Below are 25,132 nucleotides of genomic sequence, written 5' to 3'. Positions count from 1 at the left end.
CGGCGCCGGAGGGCAGCCAGCTGGGCGCAGATCCCCCACAGCGACCGGCAGGACCAGGGCGGAGAAGATCAGGGTCAGGCCCAGCGGAACTCGACGCCGCCGCCGAGATCGTGGCGACGGGCATCGCGCTCGGCCTCCGCACGGAGCCGGTCACGGCGCCCTGCCGTGTGCCCTGCCGTGTGCCCTGCCGTGCGCCCTGCCGTGCGCCGTGAGGTCCGGCGTGAGGTCCGGCGACCCCGACCCTGGGGCGCCCGGGCGTCCGCCTTCGGGCTCACGGCCGGCCCGTCGCCCCTGCCATCGCCACCGTCGTGCCCGCTGCCGTCAGCACCGGTGTCGCCGTCACCATCGGCGTCTCCGCCGTCCTCGGCATGGCGCATCCTCTGCTCGGCGGCCTCCACCATCGACTGCCGCACCTGCGTCATGGACCAGACAACGGCCGCCCCCAACAGCGCGGCGGCCGCGACGAACACCGTCGGCAGGCCGAAATGCTCGCCGATGAACCCGCCCAGCACCGCACCCAGCGGCATCAGCCCGAAGCCGACCGTGGTGATCGCGCCGGTCATCCGGCCCAGCACCTCACCGCTGACCAGGCGCTGGAACAGCGTGAAGGCGATGACATTGCCGGTCATGTTGAGGAAGCCCTGCAGGAGACCGGCGAGCAGCAGGACGTCGAAGCGGGGAAAGAGCACCGGCAGCAGCATGATCGGCACCTGCGCCAGGAAGGCGCCGAGCATCAGCGGCACCTCGGGAGCGCGCCGCGTCATCCGCTCCACCAGGAAGGAGGCACTGACAGCACCCACCGCACTGGCCACGGCGAAGAACGGGTACTGCGCCTCGGTGAGCCCGATCGCCGACCCCTGCCCCACCGCCCAGAGGACGAACACGGACATGAACGCCGTGGAGGCGAGGTTGGCGGCGCAGGACATGATCACCAACGGCCGCAGCACCGGGTGACGCCACACCAGGCGCAGCCCCTCGAAGACCGCGCTCAGACCGGCATCCGACGGCGACCTCTCCCCCTCGGCGGGCTGCTTCAGCTCCTCTGCGGCCCGCGGCTCTTCGGCAGCCCGCGTCACCGCGGTGGCTCGCGGCTGACCGGTGCGGCCCGCACGGTAGTCGCCGCGCAGCCCGAGGGTGATCAGCAGCACCGCCGCCGCACAGACCGCCGCGGAGAAACCCAGGAGCCAGCCGGCGCCGAGCACCACGAGCAGCCCGGCCACGGGGCGACCGATGAAGTCGTTGAAGACCTGCTCGGCGGCCATGGTGCGCCCGTTGGCGGCAGCCAACCGGGAGCGGGGCGCCACCTGCGGGACCATAGTGCGCCCAGCCAGATCCGCGAAGACCTGGGTGAGTCCGTAGAGACCCATGAAGAGGATCAGCACCTCGATGCGCAGCGCCCCGGCCAGGGCGACCGCGATCAGGCCCACCAGGACGACGACCCGCAGGCTCAGGGCCACGATCCGGACCCGGCGGCGGTCGGAACGGTCGATCACCACCCCGGCGAACAGCCCGAACAGGAGCCAGGGCAGCCAGAACAGCGCCGAGAGCAGGGAGATCTCCTGCGGAGACCGGGTCAGCGAGACGGCGATCAGCGGGATCCCGGTCATCAGGACGCCGTCCGCGAGATTCGCCAGCGCCACACTGCCCAGATGGGCCTGGAATCGGCGGCCGAGAGGCTCAGCTCCGGAGGTGCTCCCCTGGCGGACGCCGTCGTCGGACGTCTGCTCCGTCGTGGTGGTGTGCGCCATGGTGATCATCTCCGTAGACTGGTGCCGAGAAAAGTTTGCAGAGATTTCTCTGCAACAACTTCTATGCAAAGGTATCTCTGCATATGAGCGAGCGCAAGACCCCCGGCCCGGAAAGTTCTGCCCACGCGCCCGAGAAGATGCCCGGCGAAGCCGACCTGCAGATGGACGCGAAGACCATGAAGGCCTTCGCCCATCCGCTGCGGATGGCGATGTACTCCTACCTGTCCGACCAGGGCTCGGCCACCGCCACCCAGTTGGCCAAGCATCTGGACGAGAGCACCGGGCAGACCAGTTATCACCTGCGACAGCTGGAGAAGCACGGCCTGGTGGAGGAGGATCCGGAGCGCGGCACCGGCCGCGAGCGGTGGTGGAAGCCCTCCGGGTTCAGCCTGCGGGCCGAGCTGGTCCGCAACGACCCGCACCAGATGCCGGTGGCTCAGACCGTCATCCAACACCAGATGCAGGAGCGCCTCCAGACCCTGCGCCGGTGGATGACCCACATCGAGGAGGAGCCGCAGCACTGGATCGAGGCCTCCGTGGACTCGAGCTCGACGGCGACGATGACAGCGGAGGAGATGCGCGCGATGCGCGACGAGCTGATGGCGGTCATCGAACGCCACACCGACGCCGCCTCCGAGCGGGTGAAGACCTCAGGTCCGGGCAACGACGACCGCCGCGCCCGCGTCTATCTCAGCGTGCTGCCGCTGCCCTCACCCGAGGCCTGAGGCCGTCACACGCCCAGCCGGCGGCGCAGCTCCCGAGCATGGCGGCGGGAGACCTCCACCCGGCTGCGCTGGCGGTCGTTCATCACCAGCACCAGCGCACCACGGAAGTCCGGGACGAGCTCGCGCACATAGCGCAGGTTCACCAGATACGAGCGGTGGACGCGGAAGAAGTGACCCTGCAGGCGACGCTCGAGCTCATTCAGCGAGAAGGAGACCAACACCCGTTCATCGCCGAGCTTCAGCGAGGAGTACCCCCGGGCCGCGGAGGCATAGACGATGGAGTCCCCGTCCACCAGCATGGTCCGACCGTCCTTCTGCACGGGGATCCTCACCAGCGGCTCCGGCTCGGCAGCCCGCGGGCGGACCGCCTGGCGCTCAGCGTCGGCCGCGGCAGGGACGCCGTCGTCGTGGCGCGCTCCCGGCTCGGCACGCTCCCCTCCCGAGGAGAGCGCACGCTCCACGGCCCGCTGGAGACGCTCGGCGTCGAAGGGTTTGACCAGATAGTCGGCGGCGGCGAGATCGAAGGCCTCGACGGCGTGGTCCGGGTAGGCGGTGGTGAAGATGACCTGCGGCCGATGCGGCATCTCCCGGAGCTGTTCGGCGATCTCCAGCCCGGAGAGCCCGGGCATCCGGATGTCCAGGAACACGAGGTCGTAGTCCAGGGAGTTCAGCAGCACCAGCGCCTCTTCCCCGTTGGTGGCCTCCCCGACCACCTGCACGCGCCCGACCTCCTCGAGGAGATAGCGCAGCTCCTCGCGGGCGGGGGCCTCGTCATCCACGATCAGCGCGCGGGGCATCATCCGTTCAGTATAGAGCTGGCATCCAGGGTTCCATGACGGGCGTCACAGCGCGGATCCCGCCCCGACCCGCACTCACAGATCCAGACGGCCGCCCGTCCTGCGATACACCCAGACCACGAGCACGGCGTCCACGATCAGCCACGTCACCCATGAGACCGCCATGTACCCCCAGTAGCCGCTGGCCGACGCCGAGGAGAGGGGCTCCATGAAGTTGTACTGCACCATCTGGAAGAGGTTGTTGAACAGGGCGTGGGCGAACACTGCGGGCCAGACGCTGCCGGAGAGATACCGCAGAGCGCTGACGAGGACGGCCGCCAGCAGCAGATCGATGGTCTTGGAGACGACGTCGCGCCCGTCGAGCTCCCCGGCGTGGGCGAGCGCTGCGAGGAGCGGCAGATGCCACAGCGCCCACAGGCCGCCGATGAGGGCGGTGGTCGCCGCGAATCCGTGCCGGCTCAGCAACGACGTGAGGTATCCCCGCCATGCCAGCTCCTCCCCCGCCACGGGGATCATGAACACGACCGCCACCGGCAGCGTCAGCAGCGCGGCCAACGCCGCGCCCTCCACCCAGCGCAGCTCGATCATGCCGGCCGCCCCTGAGGCGAGGAGCGGGACGACAGCGGTGATCACCAGAGCGATGAGAGCCACGAGCGACATCGCGAGGATCGAGCCGCTTCTGCCGCGCAGGGTCGCCCCGGAGGCGGCCCAGAGCCTCCACGGGGCCTCCCCCGCCTCGCCCCCTGGGGCCTGCCGAACCCGGGATCGATGGACGGCATGGAGGACCAGGATCGCCAGGAACGGCACCCATTGGAACACCGGAGTGAGCACGGTGAGATAGGCCGGATCCGCCCCGGCGTAGACAGGCATGGTCGCCAGCACCACTGCGGCCATGACGAGGACCGCGAAGGCAAGGACGAACGGCGTGGCCCTCGGGCGCCCGGCCGCCAGTTTTGTACGCTGTACAGACTCCATGATGGTCACGATAGAGGTGCCGCAGTGACGCGAACAAGTGGGAGGGCCCGGAAACCTGGCCCACGAGGCGATCTGTCGGTCCCGCTGGTGCTCGCCGCCGCGACCGCGGTGCTCGAGCGGGACGGGATGGACGCCTTCAGCCTCCGGGGCGTCGCCCGCGAGCTCGGCGTGGCCCCGAATGCGCTCTACACCTACGCACGGTCACGCGATGCGCTCCTCGAAGAGGTCGCGGACGCGGCGCTGGAGCACCTGGATCTCACACTCCTGTCCCCCGACGGCGCCAGCCCGAGCCCGGGCACGCCGCGAGCCGACCCAGACGAGGACCAGGAGGCGGCACGACGGCGCGTGGTCGACTTCGCGGCCCACGTGCTGGCGGAGTTCCGTGCGCATCCGGCGATCGCGCGTGTGCTGTTCGACCGCCCGATCGGCGGCCCGGGGGCCTACCGGCTCAACGAGGCGCTGATCGGCGCGATCCACAGGTGCGGCCCGAGCGTGCCGGTTTCCGCCCGCATCGCCTACGCCCTGACAGCCCTGGTCTTCGGCCACGCGATCATCGAGGTCACCGATGATGCCCGCACCCGCTGGCCGCCCCTACCTGATCCGGCCACGAGTCCGCTGAGCGTCGCCGGCGCCGAACCGGTCCCGGAGATCGAGGACGTCTTCCGCTGGTCCGTGGAGAACCTGCTGATCGGATGCGGCTGCTGACCGCGCCCCGGCCCGGACACGGCGTCAGAGCCGGCCTGGAGCCGCGCGGGCGCCCGTCACGTCATCGGCACACGCAGGTCCACCACGGTGCCGCCGCTGCGCGGAGTGGAGATGGAGAGGTCATAGCGGTCCCCGAACAGGGACTCCAGCCGCTCGGTGATGTTCGTCAGCCCCACTCCTGCGTGGCCGACGGCGTCCACCCCGGTCAGCACGCTGTCCTCATGGTCGCCCACATCCTGGTCCCCGCTGAGCAGCTTCGCCAGCACCTCGGCATCCATGCCGACGCCGTCGTCGGAGACCCGGATATGGGTGGTGCGGGTCAGCGGGTCCACCCGGGCCCGCAGCCGCACTGTGCCGCCCTCCTTCTTGTCCGCGATGCCGTGCTTGACCGCGTTCTCCACCAGCGGCTGGATGGTCAGCACCGGCACCCGGGAGGTCAGCACCTGCGGGTCGATGTCGTAGCGGACCTGCAGCCTGTCCCCGAAGCGGGCCTGTTCCAGGGACAGGTAGGTGCGCACGAAGTAGTACTCCTGGGCGAACTCGGCGAAGTGCCCCTCCTGGCGGACCGCGTAGCGGAAGAACTCGGAGAGCCGCAGCAGCAGCTCGCGGGCCTCCTCCGGCCGGGTGCGCGCCTTTGAGGCGATGGTGTTGAGGATGTTGAACAGGAAGTGCGGATTGATCTGAGCCCGGAGGGCGTCCAGCCGAGCGTGGGTGGCCAGGCGGCGCTCCCGGTCCAGCTCGGCGAGCTCCAGGTGCAGGGACAGCATGGTGGCCATGTCCTCCACCAGCTGTTTGGGCGGGATCTCGGTGCGCGCCTGGAACACCCCCAGGGAGCCCACCACCCGCGAGCCGATGGCCAGCGGTGCGATCACCGCGGAGCGCAGCGCACAGTCCGGGACCTTGCAGCCCAGCCCGGCCGCGTCCCGCACCACCACGGTGCGGCCCTTCTCGATGGCACGCACCGCCGCGCGGGTCTGCATCTCCCCGCCCACCCGGTGGTGGTCCGCCCCCGGCCCCACGAAGGCGAGGATGTCCTCCCGGTCCGTGATCGCGATGGCGTCCCCGGAGAGCATGGGACGCAGCAGCTCGGCGGTGCGGCGGGCCGCGTCCGGGGTGAGCCCGGAGCGCAGCGGCACCGAGCGTCCTGCAGCCGCCAGGTCCCGCACTCCGCGGGCCGCCTCGAGCCGGTCCCGCTCATCCCGGGGCGGGATGCGGCCGCCCACGCTGCCGCCCACTCGGCCGCCGCGGCGACCACGGGGCCCGCGCAGCGCCGACGGGTAGCCCAGCACGACGGCGAGCGTGAGCACCGTGCCGGCGCCGATGGTCGGCAGGATCGCCAACGGCGGATGCACCAGCACCTGGGTCACCAGGTACACCAGGGTCCAGATGGCCACCACTGCCCCGGCCAGGATGAGGCTACCGCGCATCGTTCCTCCTTCTGCCCGGCCGCGGCAGGCGGGTTCGACGGCGGCCGGCGGCGTCGTGCCGCTCCGCCCGCCGGGCGGCGATGGTCAGCCGGGCGAGCCGCTCGGCCTGCCGGTCCGCCGCGGTGCCGTGCATGATCCTCCAGGCCTGTTCGACGTCGTCGGGCGGTGTGGTGCGCAGGGAGACCACGACGGCGACGACGCCGGCCACCGGGGCGGCCACCAGAGTGGGGGCCACCAGCAGCTCCCGCCACCAGGCCGGCTCCAGCAGGCTTCCGGCGGTGAACATGACCACCGCGAGCGCCCCGCCGGTGAGCATCCCGGCCACCGCACCCCGGGCGCTCAGACGGCGCCACCAGATGGCCAGCACGATCACCGGGGTCAGCGCGGAGCCGGCGACGGCGAACGCCCAGGTGACCATGGTGGCCACCAGGGACGGCATGGCGGGGGTGAACGCGTCGGGCCGCAGGGCGATGGCCAGGGCGGCGGCGGTGGCGGCGGCCACCAGGGTGGTGAGCCGGCCCGCCCACACCGCCTGACGCTGGGTGGCATGCGGGTTGATGTGGCGTTCGTAGACGTCATGGCCCCAGGTGGCGGCGGAGGCGAGCAGCAGCCCGGCCACGGTGGACATCGCGGCGATCAGCGCGGCGGCGGCCACCAGCCCGAGCCCGGATTCGCCGCCGTAGATGCGCCCCAGCACCGGCAGGGCGTGCTCGGGGATGCGCAGCACCCCGTCGATGGTGAGCGGCTCCAGCCAGGGGTGGTCGGCCACGGCGGCGGGGATGATGTCCCGCGCGGCGGTGCCCAGCATGACCGCCAGCGCGTAGAAGGCGCCGATGAGCATCAGCACCCAGACCGTGGTGGTGCGGGCGGCCCGCCCGGTGGGGGCGGTGAAGTAGCGGTTCATCACATGGGGCAGCCCGGCGGTGCCGAGCCCCAGGGTGACCACCAGCGCCACCTGGCCCAGCTGCCCGTAGCGGGCGCCGGGCTCGCCGAACACGGCGGCCTCGCCGTCGTCGATGTGGTTGGTCTCGGGCTGCAGCTCCCAGCCCTGGGCGCCTTCGGCGGGGTTGCTCAGCGGCTCCTGGCTGAGCTGCTCCACTGCCTGCCCGTAGCGGAAGCCGTCCCCGGTGACCACCAGCGCCAGCCAGATGAGCGCGGTGAGCAGCAGCAGGAACTGGACGGCCTGGTTCCAGGTGGTGCCGCGCATCCCCCCGAAGGCCACGACGACGGCGATCACGGCGGTGGAGAGCAGCACCCCGGTGGCGTAGGGGCTCAGTCCCATCACGCCGTGGCCGACCAGCAGCTCCCAGGTGATGCCGCCGCCCACGGACTGCGGGATCAGGTAGAAGAGGATCACCAGCTGCACGATCCCCACGGCGGAGAGCCGGACCGCGTCGGACCCGAGCCGCCGGCCCAGGAAGTCAGCCAGGGAGAATTCGCCGAAGCGGCGCAGCGGGGCGGCCACCAGCAGCAGCACCGGCACGAACCCTGCGGCGAAGCCGACGGCGTACCAGGCGCCGTCGAGCCCGGAGACGTAGACCGCAGCAGCGACCCCGAGGAAGGAGGCCGCGGAGAGGTAGTCCCCGCAGATGGCCCAGGAGTTGGTGACGACTCCGACGCGCTGCCCGGCCAGGTAGAAGTCCACCGTGGAGGAATGCCGCGGGCGGGTGATGAAGGAGACCCCGAGGACGATGACCAGCACGGCGGTCAGCGTGATGATGGAGGCGGCGGTCATCGGCCGGCCTCCCGGTCGTCGTGACCGTCCTGCGGGTCGTCGGCGTCGGCGTCGGCATCGGCATCGGCATCGGCATCGGCATCGGGATCATGGAACGGCGATTCGGGCGGGACTGCGGCGTCGAGCAGGATGCGGCCGTCGTCGTCGTGCCGATCGTGCGGCTGCCTGCGGGCCTCCCTCGTGGTATTTTCCGCAGGCTCGTCGAGGACATGCTCCGTTCCGACCCCGGCATGGCCCAGCATGCGGGACTCCACCGAGGAGCTGAGAGTCGCGGCGGCGATGCCGATGACGGCGAAGACCACGTAGAGGCCGACGCCGGCAGTGAGGAAGCCGGGGCTGAGATGGCCGACCAGCTGGGCCTCGGACCACCAGTCCAGGGTCATGGTCAGCACCGGGAAAGCGGCCACCAGCAGCAGGAACACCACGAAATAGGTGGCTGCGATACGGCGCAGCGTGCGGAAGACGGCGTCGACCTCGGCCGGAGTGTCTCTGACCTCCGGGGAATCGCCCCAGGAGTCCCCGAACCCCCGCAGCCCCAGGTCATCGCGTCTCATGCCGCCAGTCTAGGCAGGCGCCCGGACCCTCCGGAGCGGCAGCGAGGCAACCCGGCCGACGGAGCGCTCATGCTGCGGGCCGGGCCCTCCACAGGCGCACGGCCACCCGGATCAGGACGACCGCGCCGCCGGCGGCGAGGATGAGCCCCATGCCGGGCAGCAGTCCGCCCCAGGAACCGGTCTGTGCGGACAGCTGGATCAGCCGGACCGTCTGCGCTCCGACAATCAGGGCCACCAGCGCCCCGGGGATGATCGCATGCGCGATCGCCAGGCCCCGCTTGGGGACGAACCCTCCGGCGAAGGCCAGGAAGCCGACGGCGAGAGTGACCACACCCGGCCCGTCGGTGCCGCGCAGCGCGAAGCTCTCCCCCGCGATCGGGATGACGACCCACGGCAGGAACGCGGAGATGATGAGCATCAGGCCGCCGAGGATCATGGCGGAGCTGCCGGCGTGGAACACGCCCCAGCCGGTGGCACGGCCCGCCTTGATGCGGGCGGTGATGCCGCCGAAGATGCCTCTCTCTGATCCGCCGGAGCCTCCGGCCCCTGCGGGCGAGCCCGTCGTGCTGCTGCCCATCGCTGCGCCGTTCGCCGTCGTCGTCATGCCCCGATTCTACGAGTGACCAGGGTCACAGGGGCCACCCCGTCCGGCGAATGACCGCCGGACGGCAGTCAACAGTCCACGAACGGCAGGTTCCGCGCCGCGAGCGGTCACCGACACCCCGCACCGACCGCTCGCAGACCCATACCCGCCGCTGGCGAACACAGGGGCGCCGTCTGCGGAGCATCGCTTGTGAGCTGACTCACAGTGGGGTTTCTTGGTCTCATGACCTGCGCCGCCCGAGTGTGGCGCGCAGCCGTCCTGGGCAGCACCGCACAGGATCACTCCGCATTGGAAGGGAAGGGAGCCTCCCATGGCCGACACGGCATATGAGAGCACCTCCGGCGGCGCTCAGCCAGAACAGGACAACTCCTGGCGTGAGCGCTACTGGAAGAAGAATCTGCGCCTGATGATCGTCCTGCTGGCGATCTGGTTCACCGTCTCGTTCGGCTTCGGCGTGCTGCTGATCGAGCCGCTGAACGCCATCGAGATCCTGGGCTTCCCGCTCGGGCTCTGGTTCGCCCAGCAGGGATCCATCTACACGTTCGTGATCCTCATCCTGGTCTACGCACTGTGGATGGACCGGATCGACGACGAGTTCGGCGTCTCGGAGCGCAACGGGGACGGTGAGCGAGCATGAGCGACATCCAGTTCTGGACCTTCTTCTTCATCATCCTGACCTTCGGGCTCTACATCTTCATCGCCTGGCGCTCGCGGGTGAAGGAGACCAAGGAGTTCTACGTCGCCTCCCAGGGCGTGCCGACCATCGCCAACGGTGCGGCGGTCGCCGCCGACTGGATGTCAGCCGCCTCCTTCATCGGCATGGCCGGCCTGATCGCCTTCCTGGGCTCGGACGGCTCGGTCTACCTGATGGGCTGGACCGGCGGCTACGTGCTGCTGGCCCTGCTGCTGGCCCCCTACCTGCGCAAATGGGGCAAGTTCACCGTCCCGGAGTTCGTGGGCGACCGCTACTCCGAGTCGGTGCGCATCGTCGCCGCCGTCGCAGCCATCGTGGTGTCCTTCACCTACGTGGTCGGCCAGATGAACGGCGGCGGCATCGTCTTCAGCCGCTTCCTGGGGCTCAACCTCACCTGGGGCGTCATCGTCGCCGCCGCGATCATCTTCTTCTACGCGGTGCTCGGCGGCATGAAGGGCATCACCTACACCCAGGTGGCGCAGTACACCGTGCTGATCATCGCCTACCTGATCCCCGCCGTCGCGGTGGCCCAGCAGACCACCGGCATCCCGGTGCCGCAGATCTCCTACGGGAAGATCCTCGCCGAGCTGGACGCGCTGAGCACGGAGTTCGGCCTGCATGAGTTCACCCAGGCGTTCGCCGGACGCGACGGCGGCCAGATCGACGTGTTCCTGGTGACCGCCTCGCTGATGCTCGGCACCGCAGGCCTGCCGCACGTGATCATCCGGTTCTACACCACCAAGACCGTCCGCGGCGCCCGGTACTCGGCCTTCTGGGCCCTCTTCTTCATCTCCCTGCTGTACCTCACCGCTCCCGCGGTGGGCGCGTTCACCAAGCTGAACCTGCTGCAGGGCGTGCAGGGCGCCACGGTGGATCAGCTGCCGGCCTGGATCGAGACCTGGGGCGCCACCGGCCTGGTGAGCGTCGCCGAGGGCGTCGACACCATCGAGACGGTGTCCAACAACGCCGCCTCCGGTGCGGATCTGATCGTCAACAACGACATCCTGGTGCTCGCCTCTCCGGAGATCGGCGGCCTGCCCGCCCCGATCATCGGCCTGATGGCGGCCGGCGGCATGGCGGCGGCCATGTCCACCGCGGCCGGGCTGCTGCTGGTCATCTCCTCGGCCGCCTCTCACGACCTCTACTTCCGGGTCTTCAAGAAGGAGGGCGCCTCCGAGAGCCAGCAGATGCTGGTGGGACGTGTGGCGATGGCCGCGGCGATCGTCATCGCGATCTTCGCCGGCATCAACCCGCCAGCGTTCGTGGCCCAGGTGGTGGCGTTCGCCTTCGGACTGGCGGCCTCCACGTTCTTCCCGATCCTGATCCTCGGGATCTTCTGGAAGCGCGCCAACGGAGTCGGCGCCACCGCCGGCATGCTGACCGGTCTGGTCTTCACCGCTACGTACATGATCTACACGCTGGAGGTGTTCGGCACCGGATCCAACGACCACATCCTGGGCATCAGCCCCGAGGGCATCGGTGCCGTCGGCGCCCTGGTCAACTTCATCGTCACCATCGTGGTGTCGAAGCTGACCGCCCCGCCGTCGCACGAGGTGCAGGAGATGGTCGAGTCCATCCGCTACCCGCAGCAGCGGAAGGTGGGCGCAGACGTCTGACGCTCCGGGTATCGGGCTCAGCCATCCCCTTGCCTGAGCCGCACATCCGGACGGTGGCGGCCCCGTTCGCGAGGTTCCTTCGAGACCTCCGGACGGGGCCGTCGTCGTGAGTTATGGGGTCCGGCCCACCTCACACCAACCCACCCCACCTCACACCAACCCACCCCGCCCCGCCGAGTTGGTCTGGAGTTGCGGGTATTCGACTCGATCGAGTCGAGTACCCACAACTCCAGACCAGCTCACGCCGGGGCGATGGTGTTCTCCCGCACCCAGCCCAGGTAGCCCGGGGAGCCGTCGAGGATCGGCTGGACGATCAGCTCGGGCTCCTCGTACGGGTGGTCCCTGGTCAGCAGTTCCTTGATCCCTGGGACGGCCGCGGCGGTGGTCTTCACCGTGAGCAGCTGCTCGGGGTCATCATGCACCTCGCCCTTCCAGCGATAGAAGCTGCGGACGGCGCTGACCTGCACGCAGGCGCCGAGGCCGGCGTCGAGAAGCACGGCGGCCAGGCGTTCGGCCTGCGGCTCATCCTCCACGGTGGTCTGGACGGACACGAACTCTGCGGCGGTGGGCTGGACATCGTCACACATGGCTCCAGTGTGCCGCACACCCCGCCGGTGACGTGGTCTGAAGTATGCGAAACTCGACTCGATCGAGCCGAGTACCCGAAACTCCGGACCAACTCGGCCCCAACGGACAGCCTGAGCCCGGGGGACGCCCTCAGTCCAGGTGCTTGGCGGTGGTGTCCGGGGCCAGGCGCAGCATCACGACGACGGCGGCCGCCACGCCCACCAGGCAGACGGTGAAGGCCCCCGCCAGCCCCAGCCAGGGCTGCAGCCAGCCCACGAAGAGCAGGGGCCCCACGCCCGCGCCGATGCGGGAGACCGTGGAGGCCCAGCCGAAGCCCGAGCCGCGCATCTCCGTGGGGTACAGCTCGGAGACGTAGGTGTAGAGCACCGGGATGGCGATCTGGATGATCAGCCCGAAGCCGAGCACCATGACCAGCACCAGGGACTGGACGTCCATGACCAGCGCGAGCCCCACCAGCAGGGCGGTGGCGACCGGGGCGCTGACCGCCAGCAGCGCCTTGCGGCCCGTGGCCTCCACCAGCACGGTGGAGATCAGCACCCCCACGAGCCCGACGCCGGCCATGCCGGCCGAGGTGATGAACGCACGGGACTGCTCGTAGCCGGCCTCGATGAGGAAGTGCGGCATCCACTGCAGGGCGATGTAGTAGACGGTCATCACCGCCAGGAACATCACCCACGCGACCGTGGTGATCCGCCAGCTGTGCGCCCACACTCGACGCAGCTGCACCACCAGGGAGCCGAGGGTCAGGCTGGAGGACTCCGTGCCCGGGATCAGCACGTACTCCCGCGGGGCCGCCCCGGTGCGGGCCACCATGCCGTCGATGATCCGCCGGGCTTCCTCGGTCCGGCCTTGTCGGATCAGATACATGGGGGATTCGGGGACGAAGAGCCGTACGGCGAAGACCAGCAGGGCGGGGAGGATCATGGCCAGAAGCGGCAGCCGCCAGTCGCCCCAGACGCCGACCAGCAGAGCGGAGACGAACCCGGCCAGCGCCGCCCCGATGGGCCACCAGCCGTCCATGGCGGTCAGCACCCGGCCCCGATGCTTGGCAGGGGTGAACTCGCCGACCAGGGCGTAGTCCACCGGCACGCATCCGCCCAGGCCGATGCCGGCCAGGAAGCGGAAGAGCACGAACCAGCTGAGGTCGTTGGTCATGGCCCCGGCGATGGTGAAGATCGAGAAGATCAGCAGCGTCCAGGCGAAGGCCTGCTTGCGGCCGATGCGGTCCGCGATGGTGCCCCACATGACTGCGCCGACCGCCATGCCGATGAGGTTGGCGGTCCCGATCCACGCGGCCTGGGAGGGCGTGAGTCCCCATTCCTCGCTGAGCAGCGGGATGAGGATGCCGTTGAGGGAGACGTCCCAGGCGTCGAACATGAAGCCGAGGCCGCCGATGAGGAAGATCCGGCCCTGAGTGTTCCAGCGCCACGGCAGGGACTGGACGATCATCTCCCCGGTGGGGCGGGCGTCACGGGGTGCGGTGGTGGTGTTCTGAGGCACGAGCACTGAGTGTAGAGCAGACGACGGCGGCCCCGGAGTCCATGGCCGAGCCGCCCTCATCGGACGTCATCTCGGCGTGGACTCTCGGGGCCGCCGTCGTCGTGCTGCTTCTGGGACGCGGGACCGACGAGCTCCGCAGAAGGGGCGTCAGTCCGTGGCGATCACTCCCAGGTGATCTCGAGCTCCTCGGCGGTCATGTCGACCACCGGGTCGCCCAGCCAGCGCGGGTCGCCGGTCCACAGCTCGTAGAGGTCGGTGCTGCCGCCTGAGCGTCCCTCGTACTCCACGTCGACGGTGATGCTCACATAGTCGGATCCCACCAGGTTCGGGTTGCTCCAGTCGAGCCGCGGCTCGATGTTCTGCAGGGCCTGCTGGTCGGAGGTCGACATCGAGCGCTCGATGGAGCCTTCGATGACTTCGGCGCCGGAGACCTCGTCGGGCATGTCCAGCCCGCAGCCGGCCTCCTTCTCATTGGAGGCCACGCAGTCCTCCACCTCGGTGATGATCAGGTCCCGCCAGGTGTCCTCAGCCTCTTCGGTCAGCGCCGGAGTCAGGTCCGCCGTGGAGACGTAGGTGTCGGTGGCGTGGACGACGCTGTCGCCGTCGAACATGAAGTTCTCGTGGGCGATGTCCAGCTCATAGGCCGCACCGAAGAACACGTAGGTGTCGGAGGTGGTGAACTCGACGCCATTGAGCGTGACGTCCAGGGAGCCCGCCGAGGGTTCGCTGATGCTGATCGCACCGTCGAGGAACCAGGAGTCGCCCTCGTCATCGGTGGAGGTCCAGAAGCGGTGGGTCACGGACTCCTCACCCAGGGTGAAGGAGGCGGTGACCTCCTCGCTGAACGCGTAGTCGCCCACCTCCACCTCGTTGACCGAGATCTCGGAGATCGGCGCGAGCTCCACCGAGACGTCCAGGACCTCCTGGGTCATATGCGTGGTGTCGGAGGGCGCGTCGATGAGCGAGAGCGCGCCCTCGGCGTCTCCCTCCGCGAGCGCAGTCAGATACGCCTCGACTGCTCCGTGCGGTGTGGAGTCTGCGCCCGGCTCGACGCTCGACTCACCCTCGCCCTCGCCACCGTTCTCGCCGCCGTTCTCCGCCTCGGCATCTCCTCCGCCGCGGCCGAGCACGAGGAACAGCACCACGGCGATGACGATGATCAGCAGCGCCGCCCCGCCGATCAGTCCGAAGATCAGGCCCTTGCCCGGCCCCTTGCCGGAGCCGTCGGGGCCGCCCGGGCCTCCGGGCTGGCCAGGTCCACCAGGGCCGCCGGGACCACCGGGACCTGCTGCTCCGCCGGCGCCATAGCCGGCCTGCCCGTACTGGTCACCATACTGCTGGCCGCCGTAGCCCTGCTGCCCGTAGCCTGGCTGGCCCTGCTGGCCGTACCCGGGTTGGCCCTGCTGGCCATATCCGGGCTGCCCCTGCTGGCCGTAGCCGGGCTGGGCGCCATAGCCTCCCGCTGCCTGCGGGCTGGTTGCGCCCGGCTGCCGAGGGTCGGGCTGGCCCTGCTGGGGGTCCTGCCCCGGCTGCCAGCCGCCTTGCTGTCCGTATGGGTTGTTCTCCGACATGAGTCGCCCCTCTGTCAGTCAGTCGATGCTGACTCCGGTCCTGATCACAGTGCGGTGGATGGGTCCACGTGCCGGAGTCCAGACCCGAAGGGCTGACCTCGATGCAGGCGCGAACCATCGCGGAACACACTGGTCCCGCACTCTCCCTCGGGCGCAACCCTACCTTCATCATGTAGCGGGTTCCGCATGGTGACAGTCATGCAGACGGAATGTTGTGAAGTCGTGACGTACGTGTCAGGGCGGCACGCATAGCCGCCCTGTCGGCGTCGTTCTGGTCCTGTGCCGACGCCGAGGGACGCTCTGCTGCGCTGCGGTCAGTCCAGGGTGCCCGCACGGAAGGAGCGGGCGGAGACCTCCAGCTCCTCGGCGGTGCGGATCAGCTGGTCCGCCCGGGCGGTCATGCGACGGGCGACGTCCTGGGAGGTGCCCTCATGGTTGTCCGCCCAGAGGGCCTCCCCGCGGGCGATGACCCGGCAGAAGGCGGCGGCCCGGTCGAAGGCGACGTCGATGTCCCCGGTATACATGCCCGCCAGGACCATGTCCGCCAGCTTGGTCATCTCATCGGACGTGGGCGGCTCGGGCACGCCCGCGATCGCAGCGGTGGTGGTGCCGTCCCCACGGCCGGTGCGGTAGTACTCGGCCAATCGGCGGGGGTTCTCCTGGACGGCGGCGCGGATGGCGTAGATCCGCCACAGGCTGCCTGCCAACGAATGGGCCGGGGAATCAGCCCACAGCTCCGCGATGGCCTCGATGCCCTCCGTCTCGGCGAGCCTGATGAAGCGTTCGGTGATCTCCGGATCGTCCGAGTCCCGGCCGTGGTACACCAAGGCGTGGGCGGTGTCGTGGGCGGCCTGCGAGATCGTCGCCGGGTCGGCGCCGCCCTCCTGCTCGTCGAACACCGCGGGCTCGGTCATCTTCGGTCGGCGATGGCGGGCTGTGCTGCTCATCACGTCTCCTTCCGGTGGGGGCAATTATGCCGTGAATCGTCGCTGGTCACCAGGGTGTCAGCAACATGTCCGGCAGGAGCGCGATTCCTGGGCGAGAGAAGTCCCACAGGGCCTCGGAGCGAGGCAGGCGGCTCGTCGCCTGAGCTCCTCGGGACGGCGACGACGCCGGCACCCGCCTCCGACCGCCCGGAGTGATGGGCTACGATGGAAGTCGTCCTCGAGCCGCCACGAGGTGCGCCCCGCGGTGCTCCGAGGACCGCATCGCGGGCCTTTAGCTCAGTTGGTAGAGCATCGGACTTTTAATCCGCTGGTCGCGGGTTCGAGCCCCGCAGGGCCCACCATTGAAACCCCTGGTCAGAGCGCCGACACAGCCGGCTCCCCCTCGGACCTCGATCGGCTGCCGCCGTCGCCCGGGTCTCATCCCCGTGCGGCCTGGGCCCTGCCCCGCACGGGATAGCGCAGATGCAGCACGCCTTCGCCTGCGATGACGACGTCAGGATCCTCGAGCAGCAGCGGACCGTCGCTGAAAGACCCGAAGAAGGGCTTGCCTCGGCCGAAGATGACGGGCACCAGGTCCATCGCCACGTAGTCCACCAGCCCCAGCTCCAGAGCTTGCCCACCCATATTGCCGGAGGCGATCCCGATCTCGCCCTCGCCGGCGAGCTCCTGGGCCAGCGCAACGCCGTCCTGGACGGATCCCACGAAATGGAACGGCGCCTCGGGATGCCAACCGTCGGGCTTGGGGCGATGCGAGACGACCACGACATGGTCGCTGGCGGGAGCGTGCCCCTCCCAGCCATTCGTGATGTCGAACAGGTGCCGTCCGATGACCCCCACTGTCTGCCGGCCCCACATGCCGCGCACGTACTCCGCGGAGGCTGCGGAGACCCGGAACGGGGCGCCACCATGCACATCAGCATGGGACTCGTCATCCTGCAACGGATGGTCACCGGAGAAGTACCAGTCGTGCATCGCGCCGACGTCGTCATCCTCCTTCGCGATGAATCCGTCCAGTGTGACGACATTGTGCAGGTAGGTCGTGGCCATCGTGTGCTCCGTCCTCAGTCGCGCGGTGTGGAGTGTGGGATGAGCTCCTGGGCGTGGCCGTGGAGGGTGCGCTGCCCGATGGGCTCGCGTCACAGACACATCACGCCACCTTCATTGAGTGAAGCCTGCATGAGGATCTGACGTCAAGGATCGTCATGGTACAACCCCGAACCGGGAAAACGGACAGTGCTGCGGACTGGCGCGCGCCGCCGAGATGGTCGGGCGCCGATGGACCCTGCTGATCCTGCGGGACCTGTTGGTCGGACCTCAGCGATACTCGGATCCCGCCGGCGCACTGCCCGGCAACCCCTCCCACCTGCTGTCCACCCGGATGACCGAGCTGGCGCAGAGTGTTCTGATCTCCCCACGGCCGCCCTCCTCGTCCTCACCTCCACCCACAGCTGCGCCATGACGCGGACTTCGCCACCTGGCATCATGAACTCATGGCTCATCTGCACCTCACCGGAGAACCTGCGGCCGACGACCTGCTCTCGAACGACCCCTTCGCCCTGCTGACCGGCATGCTCCTGGACCAGCAGGTCGCCATGGAGGTCGCGTTCGCAGGACCCCAAAAGCTGCACGAGCGCCTCGGCACCTTGGACCCGGCGACCATCGCCGACTACGACGCCGAGGAGTTCACCGCGGCCTTCCGCGAGAAGCCCGCGGTGCACCGCTTCCCCGGCTCCATGGCGACTCGCGTGCAGAAGCTGGCCGAGGCTGTCGTGGACGACTGGAACGGCGACGCCGCAGCGATCTGGACCCACGACGCCCCGTCCGGCCCCGAGGTGCTCAAACGCCTCAAGAAGCTGCCCGGCTTCGGGGAGCAGAAGGCGAAGATCTTCCTCGCACTGCTGGGCAAGCAGCTCTCCTTCGACGGCGAGGGCTGGCGGGAGGCCAGCGCGCCCTACGGCGAGGCAGATGCCAAACGGTCAGTGGCCGACATCTATGACCGAGAATCACTGCTCGAAGTCCGCGAGACCAAACGTGCCGCCAAAGCCGCGGCCAGGGCCGAGAAGTCCAGCTGAGGTCAGACGGCGGCCAGGGGCGCCGCGCGAACCCGCCCCCACCGGAGTCCGCGGATGACGTCCGGCAACATGCCGTTGACCTGATGCCCTCTATCATCGGAGCACACGGCCTGCCGACGCCCGGAAGGACACCACCCGATCATGATCAGCAATGGCGCTGACCACCCCGCACCCCCGGAGACCCCTGCCTCCGGCTCCCGCACCGCCGACGGCGCGCCCCCGCGCCACACGTCTCCGCGCCGCACCGCGTCCTGGACGCCGACTCTGGAACGCGACCCGGGGATGCCGGCGAGCACCTGGCGGCTGCGCAGCGACGCCTGGGAGTATCTGCGGTTCGCGGTGAAGCGCCTGGCACTGGGCAGCGACGACGTCGAGGTCCTCGCCTCTGACAGCGAGATCCACCGCTCCCTGCGCGCTCTGGAGACCATCGAGATGTACTGGGCCGGCTTCGGCCAGCGCTATGTGCGCACCATCGGCGAACTCCTGGAGGACGGCGACTACCGCACCGCCTTCGACCTGATCGGCCGCGTGGTGCACCGGCTGCGCGGCGACACCGTGCCGGATGAGCCCCGGGACGAGCACCTGGAGGAGCCTGAGCGACCCGAGACCACTTCGGACCCGGATCCGCGCCCGCGGTTCGAGGTGCTGATCATCGACGAGACCACCGCCGCCGATCGAGACACCATCCGTTCCGAAGGGCTGCGGCTGCGCTCGCCCGCCGACGCGTTCACCTATGAGTTCGTGGTCGTGCCCTCCGCGGACGACGCCGTCGCCGCGGTGCTGACGAATCCGCACATCCTGGCCTGCGTAGTGCGTCCGGGGTTCAGCGAGCACACCCACCAGCCGCTCAGCCGCGACCTCCGGGAGACCATCGCCCTGGCCCGCTCCCAGGTGTCCGAGGGGTCGGCGTCGTCGCAGAGCCAGCTGGCCTCGGTGCAGCGGGTGCTGCGCCTGGCGGACACGCTGGCCGCACTGCGCCCTGAGCTGGACCTCTACCTGATGGCCGGCGCCCACCTGGAGGAGCTGGCCGGGGCGCTCACCCACCGCTTCCGGCGGGTCTTCTGGCGCGAGGACCAGCTGGAGCTGCACTTGTCCCTGCTGCGCCGTGCCTCCCACCTGTATGACACGCCGTTCTTCACCGCCCTACAGGACCACGCCCGCCGCCCGGTCGGAGTCTTCCATGCGCTGCCGGTGGCTCGCGGAGGCTCCGTGGTCTCCTCCCAGTGGATCAAGGACCTCGCGGAGTTCTACGGGCTGAACCTGCTGCTGGCCGAGACCAGCGCCACCTCCGGCGGGCTCGACTCCCTGCTGGCGCCCACCGGCACCATCAAGAAGGCCCAGGACCTGGCGGCCCGGGCCTTCGGCGCCCGGCAGACGTTCTTCGTCACCAATGGCACCTCCACCGCGAACAAGATCGTCCACCAGGCGCTGACCGCACCGGGCGACGTCGTGCTGGTGGACCGCAACTGCCACAAGTCCCACCACCATGCGGTGGTCCTCACCGGAGCGAAGCCGGCCTATCTGGAGGCCTACCCGCTCAACGACTTCGCCTTCTACGGGGCTGTGCCGCTGGACCGCATCAAGCAGCTGCTGCTCGACTACCGGGCCGCCGGGCGCCTCGACGAGGTACGCATGGTGACCTTGACCAACTGCACCTTCGACGGGATCGTCTACGACCCCGAGCGGGTTATGGCCGAATGCCTGGCCATCAAACCGGACCTGGTGTTCCTGTGGGACGAAGCGTGGTTCGCCTTCGCCGCATTCCACCCGGTCACCCGGCGTCGCACCGCCATGAACGCGGCGAAGAACCTGGAGGAGCGGCTGAAGTCCCCGGCCCATGCCGCCGCCCACCGGGCCCAGCAGGAACGGCTGCACGACGCCGACGGCGCCCCCGCCCCGGACGAGGTCTGGCTGGCCGAGCAACTCATCCCCAGCCCGGAGGCCCGCATCCGGGTCTACGCCACCCAGTCCACCCACAAGACGCTGACCGCCCTGCGGCAGGGCTCCATGATCCACGTCTACGACCAGGACTGGGAGCGGGAGGCCGAGGAGTCCTTCCATGAGGCGTACATGACCCACACCTCCACCTCGCCCAACTATCAGATCCTCTCCTCCCTGGACATCGGGCGCCGTCAGGTGGAGCTGGAGGGCTACGCGCTGGTGCAGCGCCAGCTGGACCTGGCCTCCAGCCTGGCCCAGACGATCGCCCGCCACCCGCTGCTGCGCCGCACATTCCGTGTGCTCACCGCCCACGACCTCATCCCGGCCGAGCTCCGAGGAGTCGGCAGGCCCATGCCGCTGCGCCACGGGCTGGCGCCCCTGTGGGAGGCCTGGGCCCATGATGAGTTCGTCGTCGACCCCAGCCGCATCACCATCGAGATCAGCCGCACCGGCGTCGACGGGGACACGTTCAAACACGAGCACCTGATGGACCGGTACGGCATCCAGGTCAACAAGACCAGCGGGAACACGGTGCTGTTCATGACCAACATCGGCACCTCCCGCAGCGCCATCGCCTACCTGATCGAGGTGCTGGTGAAGCTGGCCGAACGCTTCGACGACGCCCTGTCCCGGCGCCACCCCGACGACCGTGCCACGCCCGAGGAGCCGCTGCCCCCGCTGCCGGACTTCAGCGCCTTCTCCCCGGACCACGCCACTGATGCGACGCTTCCCGACGGCGACATGCGCACCGCGTTCTTCGCCGGGCAGCAGCGCCGGAACACCGAGCATGTGTTCCCGGAGGAGCTGCGTGCCCGGGTCGCCGCCGGCGAGCGCCCGGTCTCCGCCGGCTTCGTGACCCCCTACCCGCCCGGCTTCCCGGTGCTGGTGCCCGGACAGGTCATCACCAGCGACGTGCTGGAGTTCATGGCAGTGCTCAGAACCCGCGAGGTCCACGGCTATGACCCGCACCGGGGCTACCGGATCTTCGCGACGCCGCCGTCGGACGTGTGACGAACCTCACGCCGCCGCGCGCCGCCACTCAGCGGCGGGCTCATCGGCGCGGCAGGGAGGAGGCGCCGTCAGAGACGCGCGCCATCCGCCGCGAGATCGCCGCGGCGAGCGCCGTCGCCGCCTCCGGCACCTTGTGCAGGTTCAGCACCGGCTCGAACAGTTCTGCCTCCAGCAGCACGATGCCGTGCTGGGCGCTGGTGACCAGGTCGACTCGGGCATAGAGCGGGGACTCCGCCGGGGAGGCGGCGTCGATGGCGGCCATGACCTGGTGGGCGAAGGACGCCTCGGCGGCAGTGGCCTCCACCGGCTGCGGGTCTTCGGAATACTCGCCGCCGGCCAGTCCCCCGCCGCGGGCCAGGATCGCGCCTTTGCTGATGGTGTGGGTGTGCTGGCCGTCGATGAAGTACAGCGCCTTCTCCGCGCCCGCGGAGAGTTCCGGCACCTCCGGCTGGATCATCACGGTGCGTCCTGCCGCCAGGATCTGCTCGCCCAGGCGCCGGGCGTCGTCGCTGGAGGCCTGCAGCAGCCCGGTGTGCAGGGCGCCGGCGGAGACCGTGGGCTTCAGCACGATCCAGTCGTCGTCGTGGGCGGCCAGGGCTGCGTTCAGCTGCTCAGCAGTGTCCGCCCACCGGGTGGGCACCGTGGCCACCCCGTGGGACTCGAGGTCCCGCAGGTAGACCTTGTCCAGATTCCAGTCCACCAGGGCCGGGGTGTTCAGCACCGGCACATGCCGATGCGTCTCATGCAGCCAGGCGCGGATCTCATCCTCCCTCCAGGGGTAGTCCCAGGGACTGCGCAGCACCAGGAGGTCGTAGTCGCCCTCACCCGGGGTGTGGGCGTGCCAGACCACGGGGGTGGCCCGCAGCCCGGCGGCGCGCAGCGCGGGCAGCAGCACCTCGGTGTCCGGGTCCTGCACCCCCGGCAGGTACTGATCGGTCACGACGACGCCGACATGTGCGCTCACGGTCCACCTCCGCTGATCCTCGGGACGCCTCGGCAGGATGACGACGCCGGGCCTCTCGACGATACAACGGCGGGCGGCACCGCCGCCCGCCGAGTCCTGCGCCTCACTTTTCTGCGGCCAGCACAGCGGCGCGAGCGGCGACCGCCCCATGTGTGGGGGCCACAGCGATCAGCCCGTCATAGAGCTGCAGGAGGCGGGCCCTGTCCAGCCTCCCGGTGCGCTTCCGATCGCCATGGACCGACTGGATGGCCGCCTCCAGCTGGAAGCGCCCCAGCGGCGCGCCGAGCCGGTGCGCCCGGTGCAGGAACGCCTCGGCCTGCCGGATCAGCCGAGGGTCCCAGAGGGCGGTGTCCTGCTCCTGGATGGGCGGCCACGGATCTGAGGCACGGGCCGGAGCGCGCGACTGGGCGAAGGTGAGCAGCGCGGCCAGCCCCCACGCCTCGTCGGCCAGCGACTCCCGGACGGCGTCGCGCTGGTCGAGCCAGTCACTCGCGTACGCCCCGTAGATGGCCTCCAGGACGGCAGCCAGCCGGGCCGGCATGTCCTCACGGGTGGGGATATGGAAGGGGATGCCAGCGTCGCGGATGCGGCGTTTGGTCCGGACCAGTCGCTGGGCCATCGTCGCCGTCGGGACGTCGTAGAGACTCGCCACCTGCTGGGCCTCACGGCCGAAGACCACCTGGAGCATCAGCGGGGTGCGCATGGACTCGGCGATCCCCGGGTGGGCGCAGGCGAACAGCAGCTCCAGACGTCTGTCCGGGATCCGGTCGACGTCGACCTCGTCCAGCTGAACGCCACGGGCCGCCAACCCCTCCGCAGCCCGTGCGTCAGGACGGTCCGCATCGATCGGCACCGAGGTGCGCACGGCCGCAGACCCGAGATGATCTCGCAGCCGGTTCCTGGCGACCGTCAGCAGCCACGCCTCCGGGCGCTCCGGCACCCCGCTCTCCGGCCAGGTGCGCAGCGCCCGCTCGAAGGCGTCGGCCAGGGCGTCCTCCGCCAGGGCGAGGTCCCGCACGGCGGCCGCCAGCAGGGCCAGCAGACGGGCCCGGGACTCTGCGGCCAGGCGCTCCACCGCCTCGCGGGCGGGCTCCGGGGCAGCGTCATGGGTGGTGTCGACCTCCGCCGGAGGCTCGTTCCGATGCACCGGTGCGCCTCCGACCGGTCAGCTCACCGGCGCTTCGCCCAGCCACTGACTGTCCACGAAACGGGTGGCCACGGGGCGGATCTCGATGTGCCCCCACTCGACGGCCGGCGCCCGTCCCGCCCAGGCGACGGCCTCGTCGAGATCCGCCACCTCCACGGTGACGATGCCGCCCAGGCGCTCCTCGCCGTCGGCGAAAGGGCCCTCCTGGATGCGGAGGTCCCTTGGTGAGCCGGAGACCGACGTCGTCGCGTGAGTGTCATGCAGGACTTCCAGACCACGCAGCACGCCGGCCTCCTCGAGCGATGTCGCGTAGGCGTCGAACGCCCGCATCCCTTCGGCGAGCTGTTCCTCGGTGAGCTCTCCGGGGGCGGGCTCCGGGTAGTAGAGCAGCAGGGTGCATCGCATGGTCACCACGTCCTTTCGTCGGGATGATGATCTGACACAGTGATGACGATCGGCGCGGGCCAGAATCGACACCTGCCACCGATGCGGCCTCTGCAGCCTCGTCTCCGTCAGTGCCGTCAGTGCGGCCAGTTCTCCGCCACGATGCCTGCGACCTCTTCCGAGGTGTCGTCGTCCCATTCCTCGACGTCCATACTGGACACCGTGACCCACGCGCCCTCGAGCCGGATGTCGATCGCTGAACCCGTCCGGAAGGCGTCCTGCCCGATGCCGGAGATCTCCTCGGCGTCGTCATAGGAATCCTTGAGCTGTTCCCACTCCTCCGGCTCGCCCGCATACTGCCAGGTGGGGAAGATGACGACGTCCACGGAGCTCAGGGCGAACTCGTCATCGGTCTCCAGGTCCCACACGCACTCGCCAGCGTAGAGGCCCGAGGCGAGGTCATGGTCGTCGGTCCCCTCCTCGAATGGGACCCCGAGGATCGACTCAAGGTCGTCCGGGGTGAGCAGCTCGCAGGTGTCGAGGTCCAGCTGGGCCCATGCCTCGTCCTCATCAGCCGGTCTGTCCCCGTCCGTAGAGCCGGCGTCGTCCTCAGCCGCGTCGGCGTCGGCCCCGTCGGCGTCGGTGTCCGGCTCCGCCTCGACGTCGGCGTCCGGCTCCTCGTCGGCGTCAGCCTCGTCCCCTCCGCAGGCCACCACTCCCGCGGCCAGGAGAAGGGCGGCTGACACACCCGGCAGCCTCCTCTGCGGCGTGGCCCGGCGGTCAGAGGCGTCCTGCGGAGAAGTGTCGCAGAGATGTTCGTCAGTGCCCGTGGCGGCGTCCATGCGGGTCCTGGTGTCCATGATGGTCATACTCCGTCCCGGCGGCTCCCCCGGCCGCCCTCATCAGGTGGCCCCAGATGGTAATGCACGCACACCGTCCAGCGGGAGGGTCGATCACCCGGGCCAGAGTCGGAGACTCCGGCGTGCACACGACGCTGACCTGTCAGCCGTCCAGCTGGGCCCGCCAGATCGGCCAGCCCCAGCAGAGGCAGAACGGATGCCCGGCCGGGTCGGCGTACACCTGGAATCCGGTGGCAGCGTCGAGGTCCTCGGCCGCCTCCAGCAGCTCCGCTCCGAGCCCCATGACCCGCTCATGCTCGGCCCGAATGTCCTCCACATAGAGGTCCAGGTGCATCTGCTGCGGCTGGCCGTCCGGCCACTCAGGCCTCACATGGTCCGGGGCGTGCTGCACGGCCAGCGGGTAGTCGCCGTCCACCTCCACCTCATACCAACTGGGATCAGAGGGTCTGACCCGGCCCCCGTACACGCCGGCCCAGAAGGAGGCGACTGTGGCGACGTCGTCGGCGTCCAGGACCACGATCTGCTGCGCGAATCTCATGGACGCATCCTGACATCCACGTGCGGGCC

The 25,132-nt window shown here is 69.9% G+C and carries 24 protein-coding genes and 1 tRNA gene; 8 read left to right on the top strand and 17 right to left on the bottom strand.

Translation table 11 applies throughout. From position 1 onward, the window contains the following. Positions 1–74: 74 nt before the first annotated feature. The gene (locus tag SD455_RS03290) at positions 75–1,748 is read right to left on the bottom strand and encodes an MFS transporter (protein WP_445507235.1); all 1,674 of its coding nucleotides are present in this window, start codon (positions 1,746–1,748) and stop codon (positions 75–77) included. A gap of 83 nt (positions 1,749–1,831) precedes the next feature. On the opposite strand from SD455_RS03290, the gene SD455_RS03285 reads away from it, so the two are divergent. Then, entirely contained in the window at positions 1,832–2,473 is a 642-nt protein-coding gene (locus SD455_RS03285; RefSeq protein ID WP_445507234.1) for an ArsR/SmtB family transcription factor, read from the top strand. 5 nt (positions 2,474–2,478) lie between these two features. On the opposite strand, the gene SD455_RS03280 is transcribed toward SD455_RS03285, so the two are convergent. Beyond that, a complete protein-coding gene (locus SD455_RS03280) occupies positions 2,479–3,273 on the bottom strand; it encodes a LytR/AlgR family response regulator transcription factor (RefSeq protein ID WP_311026178.1) in 795 nt (264 codons plus the stop codon). 72 nt (positions 3,274–3,345) lie between these two features. Continuing rightward, a complete protein-coding gene (locus SD455_RS03275; RefSeq protein ID WP_445507233.1) occupies positions 3,346–4,245 on the bottom strand; it encodes a CPBP family glutamic-type intramembrane protease in 900 nt (299 codons plus the stop codon). A gap of 87 nt (positions 4,246–4,332) precedes the next feature. Here SD455_RS03275 and SD455_RS03270 point away from each other — a divergent pair, with 87 nt between their 5' ends. Next, entirely contained in the window at positions 4,333–4,950 is a 618-nt protein-coding gene (locus SD455_RS03270; RefSeq protein WP_070161218.1) for a TetR/AcrR family transcriptional regulator, read from the top strand. A gap of 56 nt (positions 4,951–5,006) precedes the next feature. Here the strand turns inward: SD455_RS03270 and SD455_RS03265 are convergent, their stop codons facing one another. The 4 genes from SD455_RS03265 to SD455_RS03250 form a co-directional block, all read right to left on the bottom strand. After that, positions 5,007–6,377 carry a histidine kinase gene (locus tag SD455_RS03265; RefSeq protein WP_311026175.1) on the bottom strand — a complete coding sequence of 457 codons (1,371 nt, stop codon included), beginning with the start codon at positions 6,375–6,377 and terminating at the stop codon, positions 5,007–5,009. Beyond that, the gene (locus SD455_RS03260) at positions 6,367–8,112 is read right to left on the bottom strand and encodes a sodium/solute symporter (RefSeq protein ID WP_445507232.1); all 1,746 of its coding nucleotides are present in this window, start codon (positions 8,110–8,112) and stop codon (positions 6,367–6,369) included. The genes SD455_RS03265 and SD455_RS03260 overlap by 11 nt, the downstream gene beginning before the upstream one ends. Then, complete coding sequence (locus SD455_RS03255) at positions 8,109–8,666, bottom strand: hypothetical protein (protein ID WP_070158639.1); 558 nt, start codon at positions 8,664–8,666, stop codon at positions 8,109–8,111. The genes SD455_RS03260 and SD455_RS03255 overlap by 4 nt, the downstream gene beginning before the upstream one ends. 67 nt (positions 8,667–8,733) lie before the next feature. Continuing rightward, a complete protein-coding gene (locus SD455_RS03250; RefSeq protein WP_311026172.1) occupies positions 8,734–9,270 on the bottom strand; it encodes a hypothetical protein in 537 nt (178 codons plus the stop codon). A 310-nt stretch (positions 9,271–9,580) separates the two neighbouring features. On the opposite strand from SD455_RS03250, the gene SD455_RS03245 reads away from it, so the two are divergent. Next, positions 9,581–9,907, top strand: coding sequence for a DUF4212 domain-containing protein (locus SD455_RS03245; RefSeq protein WP_445507231.1), 327 nt, complete (start codon positions 9,581–9,583; stop codon positions 9,905–9,907). Next, positions 9,904–11,580 (top strand): sodium:solute symporter family protein, encoded by a 1,677-nt coding sequence (locus SD455_RS03240; protein WP_445507230.1) that lies wholly within the window; start codon positions 9,904–9,906, stop codon positions 11,578–11,580. Before SD455_RS03245 ends, SD455_RS03240 begins: the two co-directional genes overlap by 4 nt. 239 nt (positions 11,581–11,819) lie before the next feature. On the opposite strand, the gene cutA is transcribed toward SD455_RS03240, so the two are convergent. The 4 genes from cutA to SD455_RS03220 form a co-directional block, all read right to left on the bottom strand. After that, entirely contained in the window at positions 11,820–12,167 is a 348-nt protein-coding gene (cutA, locus tag SD455_RS03235) for a divalent-cation tolerance protein CutA (protein WP_445507229.1), read from the bottom strand. A 130-nt stretch (positions 12,168–12,297) separates the two neighbouring features. Next, positions 12,298–13,617 (bottom strand): MFS transporter, encoded by a 1,320-nt coding sequence (locus tag SD455_RS03230; protein ID WP_445507247.1) that lies wholly within the window; start codon positions 13,615–13,617, stop codon positions 12,298–12,300. Between the two features lie 212 nt (positions 13,618–13,829). Then, entirely contained in the window at positions 13,830–15,239 is a 1,410-nt protein-coding gene (locus SD455_RS03225) for a hypothetical protein (RefSeq protein ID WP_445507228.1), read from the bottom strand. Between the two features lie 314 nt (positions 15,240–15,553). Then, positions 15,554–16,186 carry a hypothetical protein gene (locus SD455_RS03220; protein ID WP_070158634.1) on the bottom strand — a complete coding sequence of 211 codons (633 nt, stop codon included), beginning with the start codon at positions 16,184–16,186 and terminating at the stop codon, positions 15,554–15,556. Positions 16,187–16,451: 265 nt separating this feature from the next. On the opposite strand from SD455_RS03220, the gene SD455_RS03215 reads away from it, so the two are divergent. Then, a tRNA-Lys gene (locus SD455_RS03215) sits at positions 16,452–16,527 on the top strand. A gap of 76 nt (positions 16,528–16,603) precedes the next feature. On the opposite strand, the gene SD455_RS03210 is transcribed toward SD455_RS03215, so the two are convergent. Beyond that, positions 16,604–17,233 carry a dihydrofolate reductase family protein gene (locus SD455_RS03210; RefSeq protein ID WP_070162672.1) on the bottom strand — a complete coding sequence of 210 codons (630 nt, stop codon included), beginning with the start codon at positions 17,231–17,233 and terminating at the stop codon, positions 16,604–16,606. Between the two features lie 214 nt (positions 17,234–17,447). Between SD455_RS03210 and SD455_RS03205 the strand changes: the two genes are divergently transcribed. The 3 genes from SD455_RS03205 (at position 17,448) to SD455_RS03195 (ending at position 21,210) form a co-directional block, all read left to right on the top strand. After that, a complete protein-coding gene (locus SD455_RS03205) occupies positions 17,448–17,645 on the top strand; it encodes a winged helix-turn-helix transcriptional regulator (RefSeq protein WP_445507227.1) in 198 nt (65 codons plus the stop codon). 31 nt (positions 17,646–17,676) lie between these two features. Further along, a complete protein-coding gene (locus SD455_RS03200; RefSeq protein ID WP_445507226.1) occupies positions 17,677–18,258 on the top strand; it encodes an HhH-GPD-type base excision DNA repair protein in 582 nt (193 codons plus the stop codon). Positions 18,259–18,399: 141 nt separating this feature from the next. Then, positions 18,400–21,210 (top strand): aminotransferase class I/II-fold pyridoxal phosphate-dependent enzyme, encoded by a 2,811-nt coding sequence (locus SD455_RS03195; protein WP_445507225.1) that lies wholly within the window; start codon positions 18,400–18,402, stop codon positions 21,208–21,210. Positions 21,211–21,250: 40 nt separating this feature from the next. On the opposite strand, the gene SD455_RS03190 is transcribed toward SD455_RS03195, so the two are convergent. The 5 genes from SD455_RS03190 to SD455_RS03170 all read right to left on the bottom strand — a co-directional run bounded on the left by SD455_RS03190 (position 21,251) and on the right by SD455_RS03170 (position 25,103). Beyond that, entirely contained in the window at positions 21,251–22,174 is a 924-nt protein-coding gene (locus SD455_RS03190) for an ATP-grasp domain-containing protein (RefSeq protein WP_445507224.1), read from the bottom strand. 103 nt (positions 22,175–22,277) lie between these two features. After that, positions 22,278–23,321, bottom strand: a complete 1,044-nt coding sequence (locus SD455_RS03185; RefSeq protein WP_445507223.1) for a DUF6596 domain-containing protein — start codon at positions 23,319–23,321, stop codon at positions 22,278–22,280. An 18-nt stretch (positions 23,322–23,339) separates the two neighbouring features. Continuing rightward, a complete protein-coding gene (locus SD455_RS03180; RefSeq protein WP_445507222.1) occupies positions 23,340–23,726 on the bottom strand; it encodes a YciI family protein in 387 nt (128 codons plus the stop codon). Positions 23,727–23,842: 116 nt separating this feature from the next. Then, positions 23,843–24,565 carry a hypothetical protein gene (locus SD455_RS03175; RefSeq protein ID WP_445507221.1) on the bottom strand — a complete coding sequence of 241 codons (723 nt, stop codon included), beginning with the start codon at positions 24,563–24,565 and terminating at the stop codon, positions 23,843–23,845. A gap of 142 nt (positions 24,566–24,707) precedes the next feature. Beyond that, positions 24,708–25,103 carry a VOC family protein gene (locus SD455_RS03170; protein ID WP_445507220.1) on the bottom strand — a complete coding sequence of 132 codons (396 nt, stop codon included), beginning with the start codon at positions 25,101–25,103 and terminating at the stop codon, positions 24,708–24,710. Positions 25,104–25,132: the final 29 nt, after the last annotated feature.

The sequence above is a fragment of the Nesterenkonia sp. K-15-9-6 genome (genome assembly GCF_052656005.1).
Note: the sequence above shows the minus strand (reverse complement) of the source record. Positions and strands in the feature narration are given on the sequence as shown.

Coding starts and splice junctions, on each gene's coding strand:
- SD455_RS03290 (WP_445507235.1), bottom strand. CDS start 1,748: ATGGCGCACACCACCACGACGGAGCAGACGTCCGACGACGGCGTCCGC.
- SD455_RS03285 (WP_445507234.1), top strand. CDS start 1,832: ATGAGCGAGCGCAAGACCCCCGGCCCGGAAAGTTCTGCCCACGCGCCC.
- SD455_RS03280 (WP_311026178.1), bottom strand. CDS start 3,273: ATGATGCCCCGCGCGCTGATCGTGGATGACGAGGCCCCCGCCCGCGAG.
- SD455_RS03275 (WP_445507233.1), bottom strand. CDS start 4,245: ATGGAGTCTGTACAGCGTACAAAACTGGCGGCCGGGCGCCCGAGGGCC.
- SD455_RS03265 (WP_311026175.1), bottom strand. CDS start 6,377: ATGCGCGGTAGCCTCATCCTGGCCGGGGCAGTGGTGGCCATCTGGACC.
- SD455_RS03260 (WP_445507232.1), bottom strand. CDS start 8,112: ATGACCGCCGCCTCCATCATCACGCTGACCGCCGTGCTGGTCATCGTC.
- SD455_RS03255 (WP_070158639.1), bottom strand. CDS start 8,666: ATGAGACGCGATGACCTGGGGCTGCGGGGGTTCGGGGACTCCTGGGGC.
- SD455_RS03250 (WP_311026172.1), bottom strand. CDS start 9,270: ATGACGACGACGGCGAACGGCGCAGCGATGGGCAGCAGCACGACGGGC.
- SD455_RS03245 (WP_445507231.1), top strand. CDS start 9,581: ATGGCCGACACGGCATATGAGAGCACCTCCGGCGGCGCTCAGCCAGAA.
- SD455_RS03240 (WP_445507230.1), top strand. CDS start 9,904: ATGAGCGACATCCAGTTCTGGACCTTCTTCTTCATCATCCTGACCTTC.
- cutA (WP_445507229.1), bottom strand. CDS start 12,167: ATGTGTGACGATGTCCAGCCCACCGCCGCAGAGTTCGTGTCCGTCCAG.
- SD455_RS03230 (WP_445507247.1), bottom strand. CDS start 13,617: ATGATCGTCCAGTCCCTGCCGTGGCGCTGGAACACTCAGGGCCGGATC.
- SD455_RS03225 (WP_445507228.1), bottom strand. CDS start 15,239: ATGTCGGAGAACAACCCATACGGACAGCAAGGCGGCTGGCAGCCGGGG.
- SD455_RS03220 (WP_070158634.1), bottom strand. CDS start 16,186: ATGAGCAGCACAGCCCGCCATCGCCGACCGAAGATGACCGAGCCCGCG.
- SD455_RS03210 (WP_070162672.1), bottom strand. CDS start 17,233: ATGGCCACGACCTACCTGCACAATGTCGTCACACTGGACGGATTCATC.
- SD455_RS03205 (WP_445507227.1), top strand. CDS start 17,448: ATGGTCGGGCGCCGATGGACCCTGCTGATCCTGCGGGACCTGTTGGTC.
- SD455_RS03200 (WP_445507226.1), top strand. CDS start 17,677: ATGGCTCATCTGCACCTCACCGGAGAACCTGCGGCCGACGACCTGCTC.
- SD455_RS03195 (WP_445507225.1), top strand. CDS start 18,400: ATGATCAGCAATGGCGCTGACCACCCCGCACCCCCGGAGACCCCTGCC.
- SD455_RS03180 (WP_445507222.1), bottom strand. CDS start 23,726: ATGCGATGCACCCTGCTGCTCTACTACCCGGAGCCCGCCCCCGGAGAG.
- SD455_RS03175 (WP_445507221.1), bottom strand. CDS start 24,565: ATGGACACCAGGACCCGCATGGACGCCGCCACGGGCACTGACGAACAT.
- SD455_RS03170 (WP_445507220.1), bottom strand. CDS start 25,103: ATGAGATTCGCGCAGCAGATCGTGGTCCTGGACGCCGACGACGTCGCC.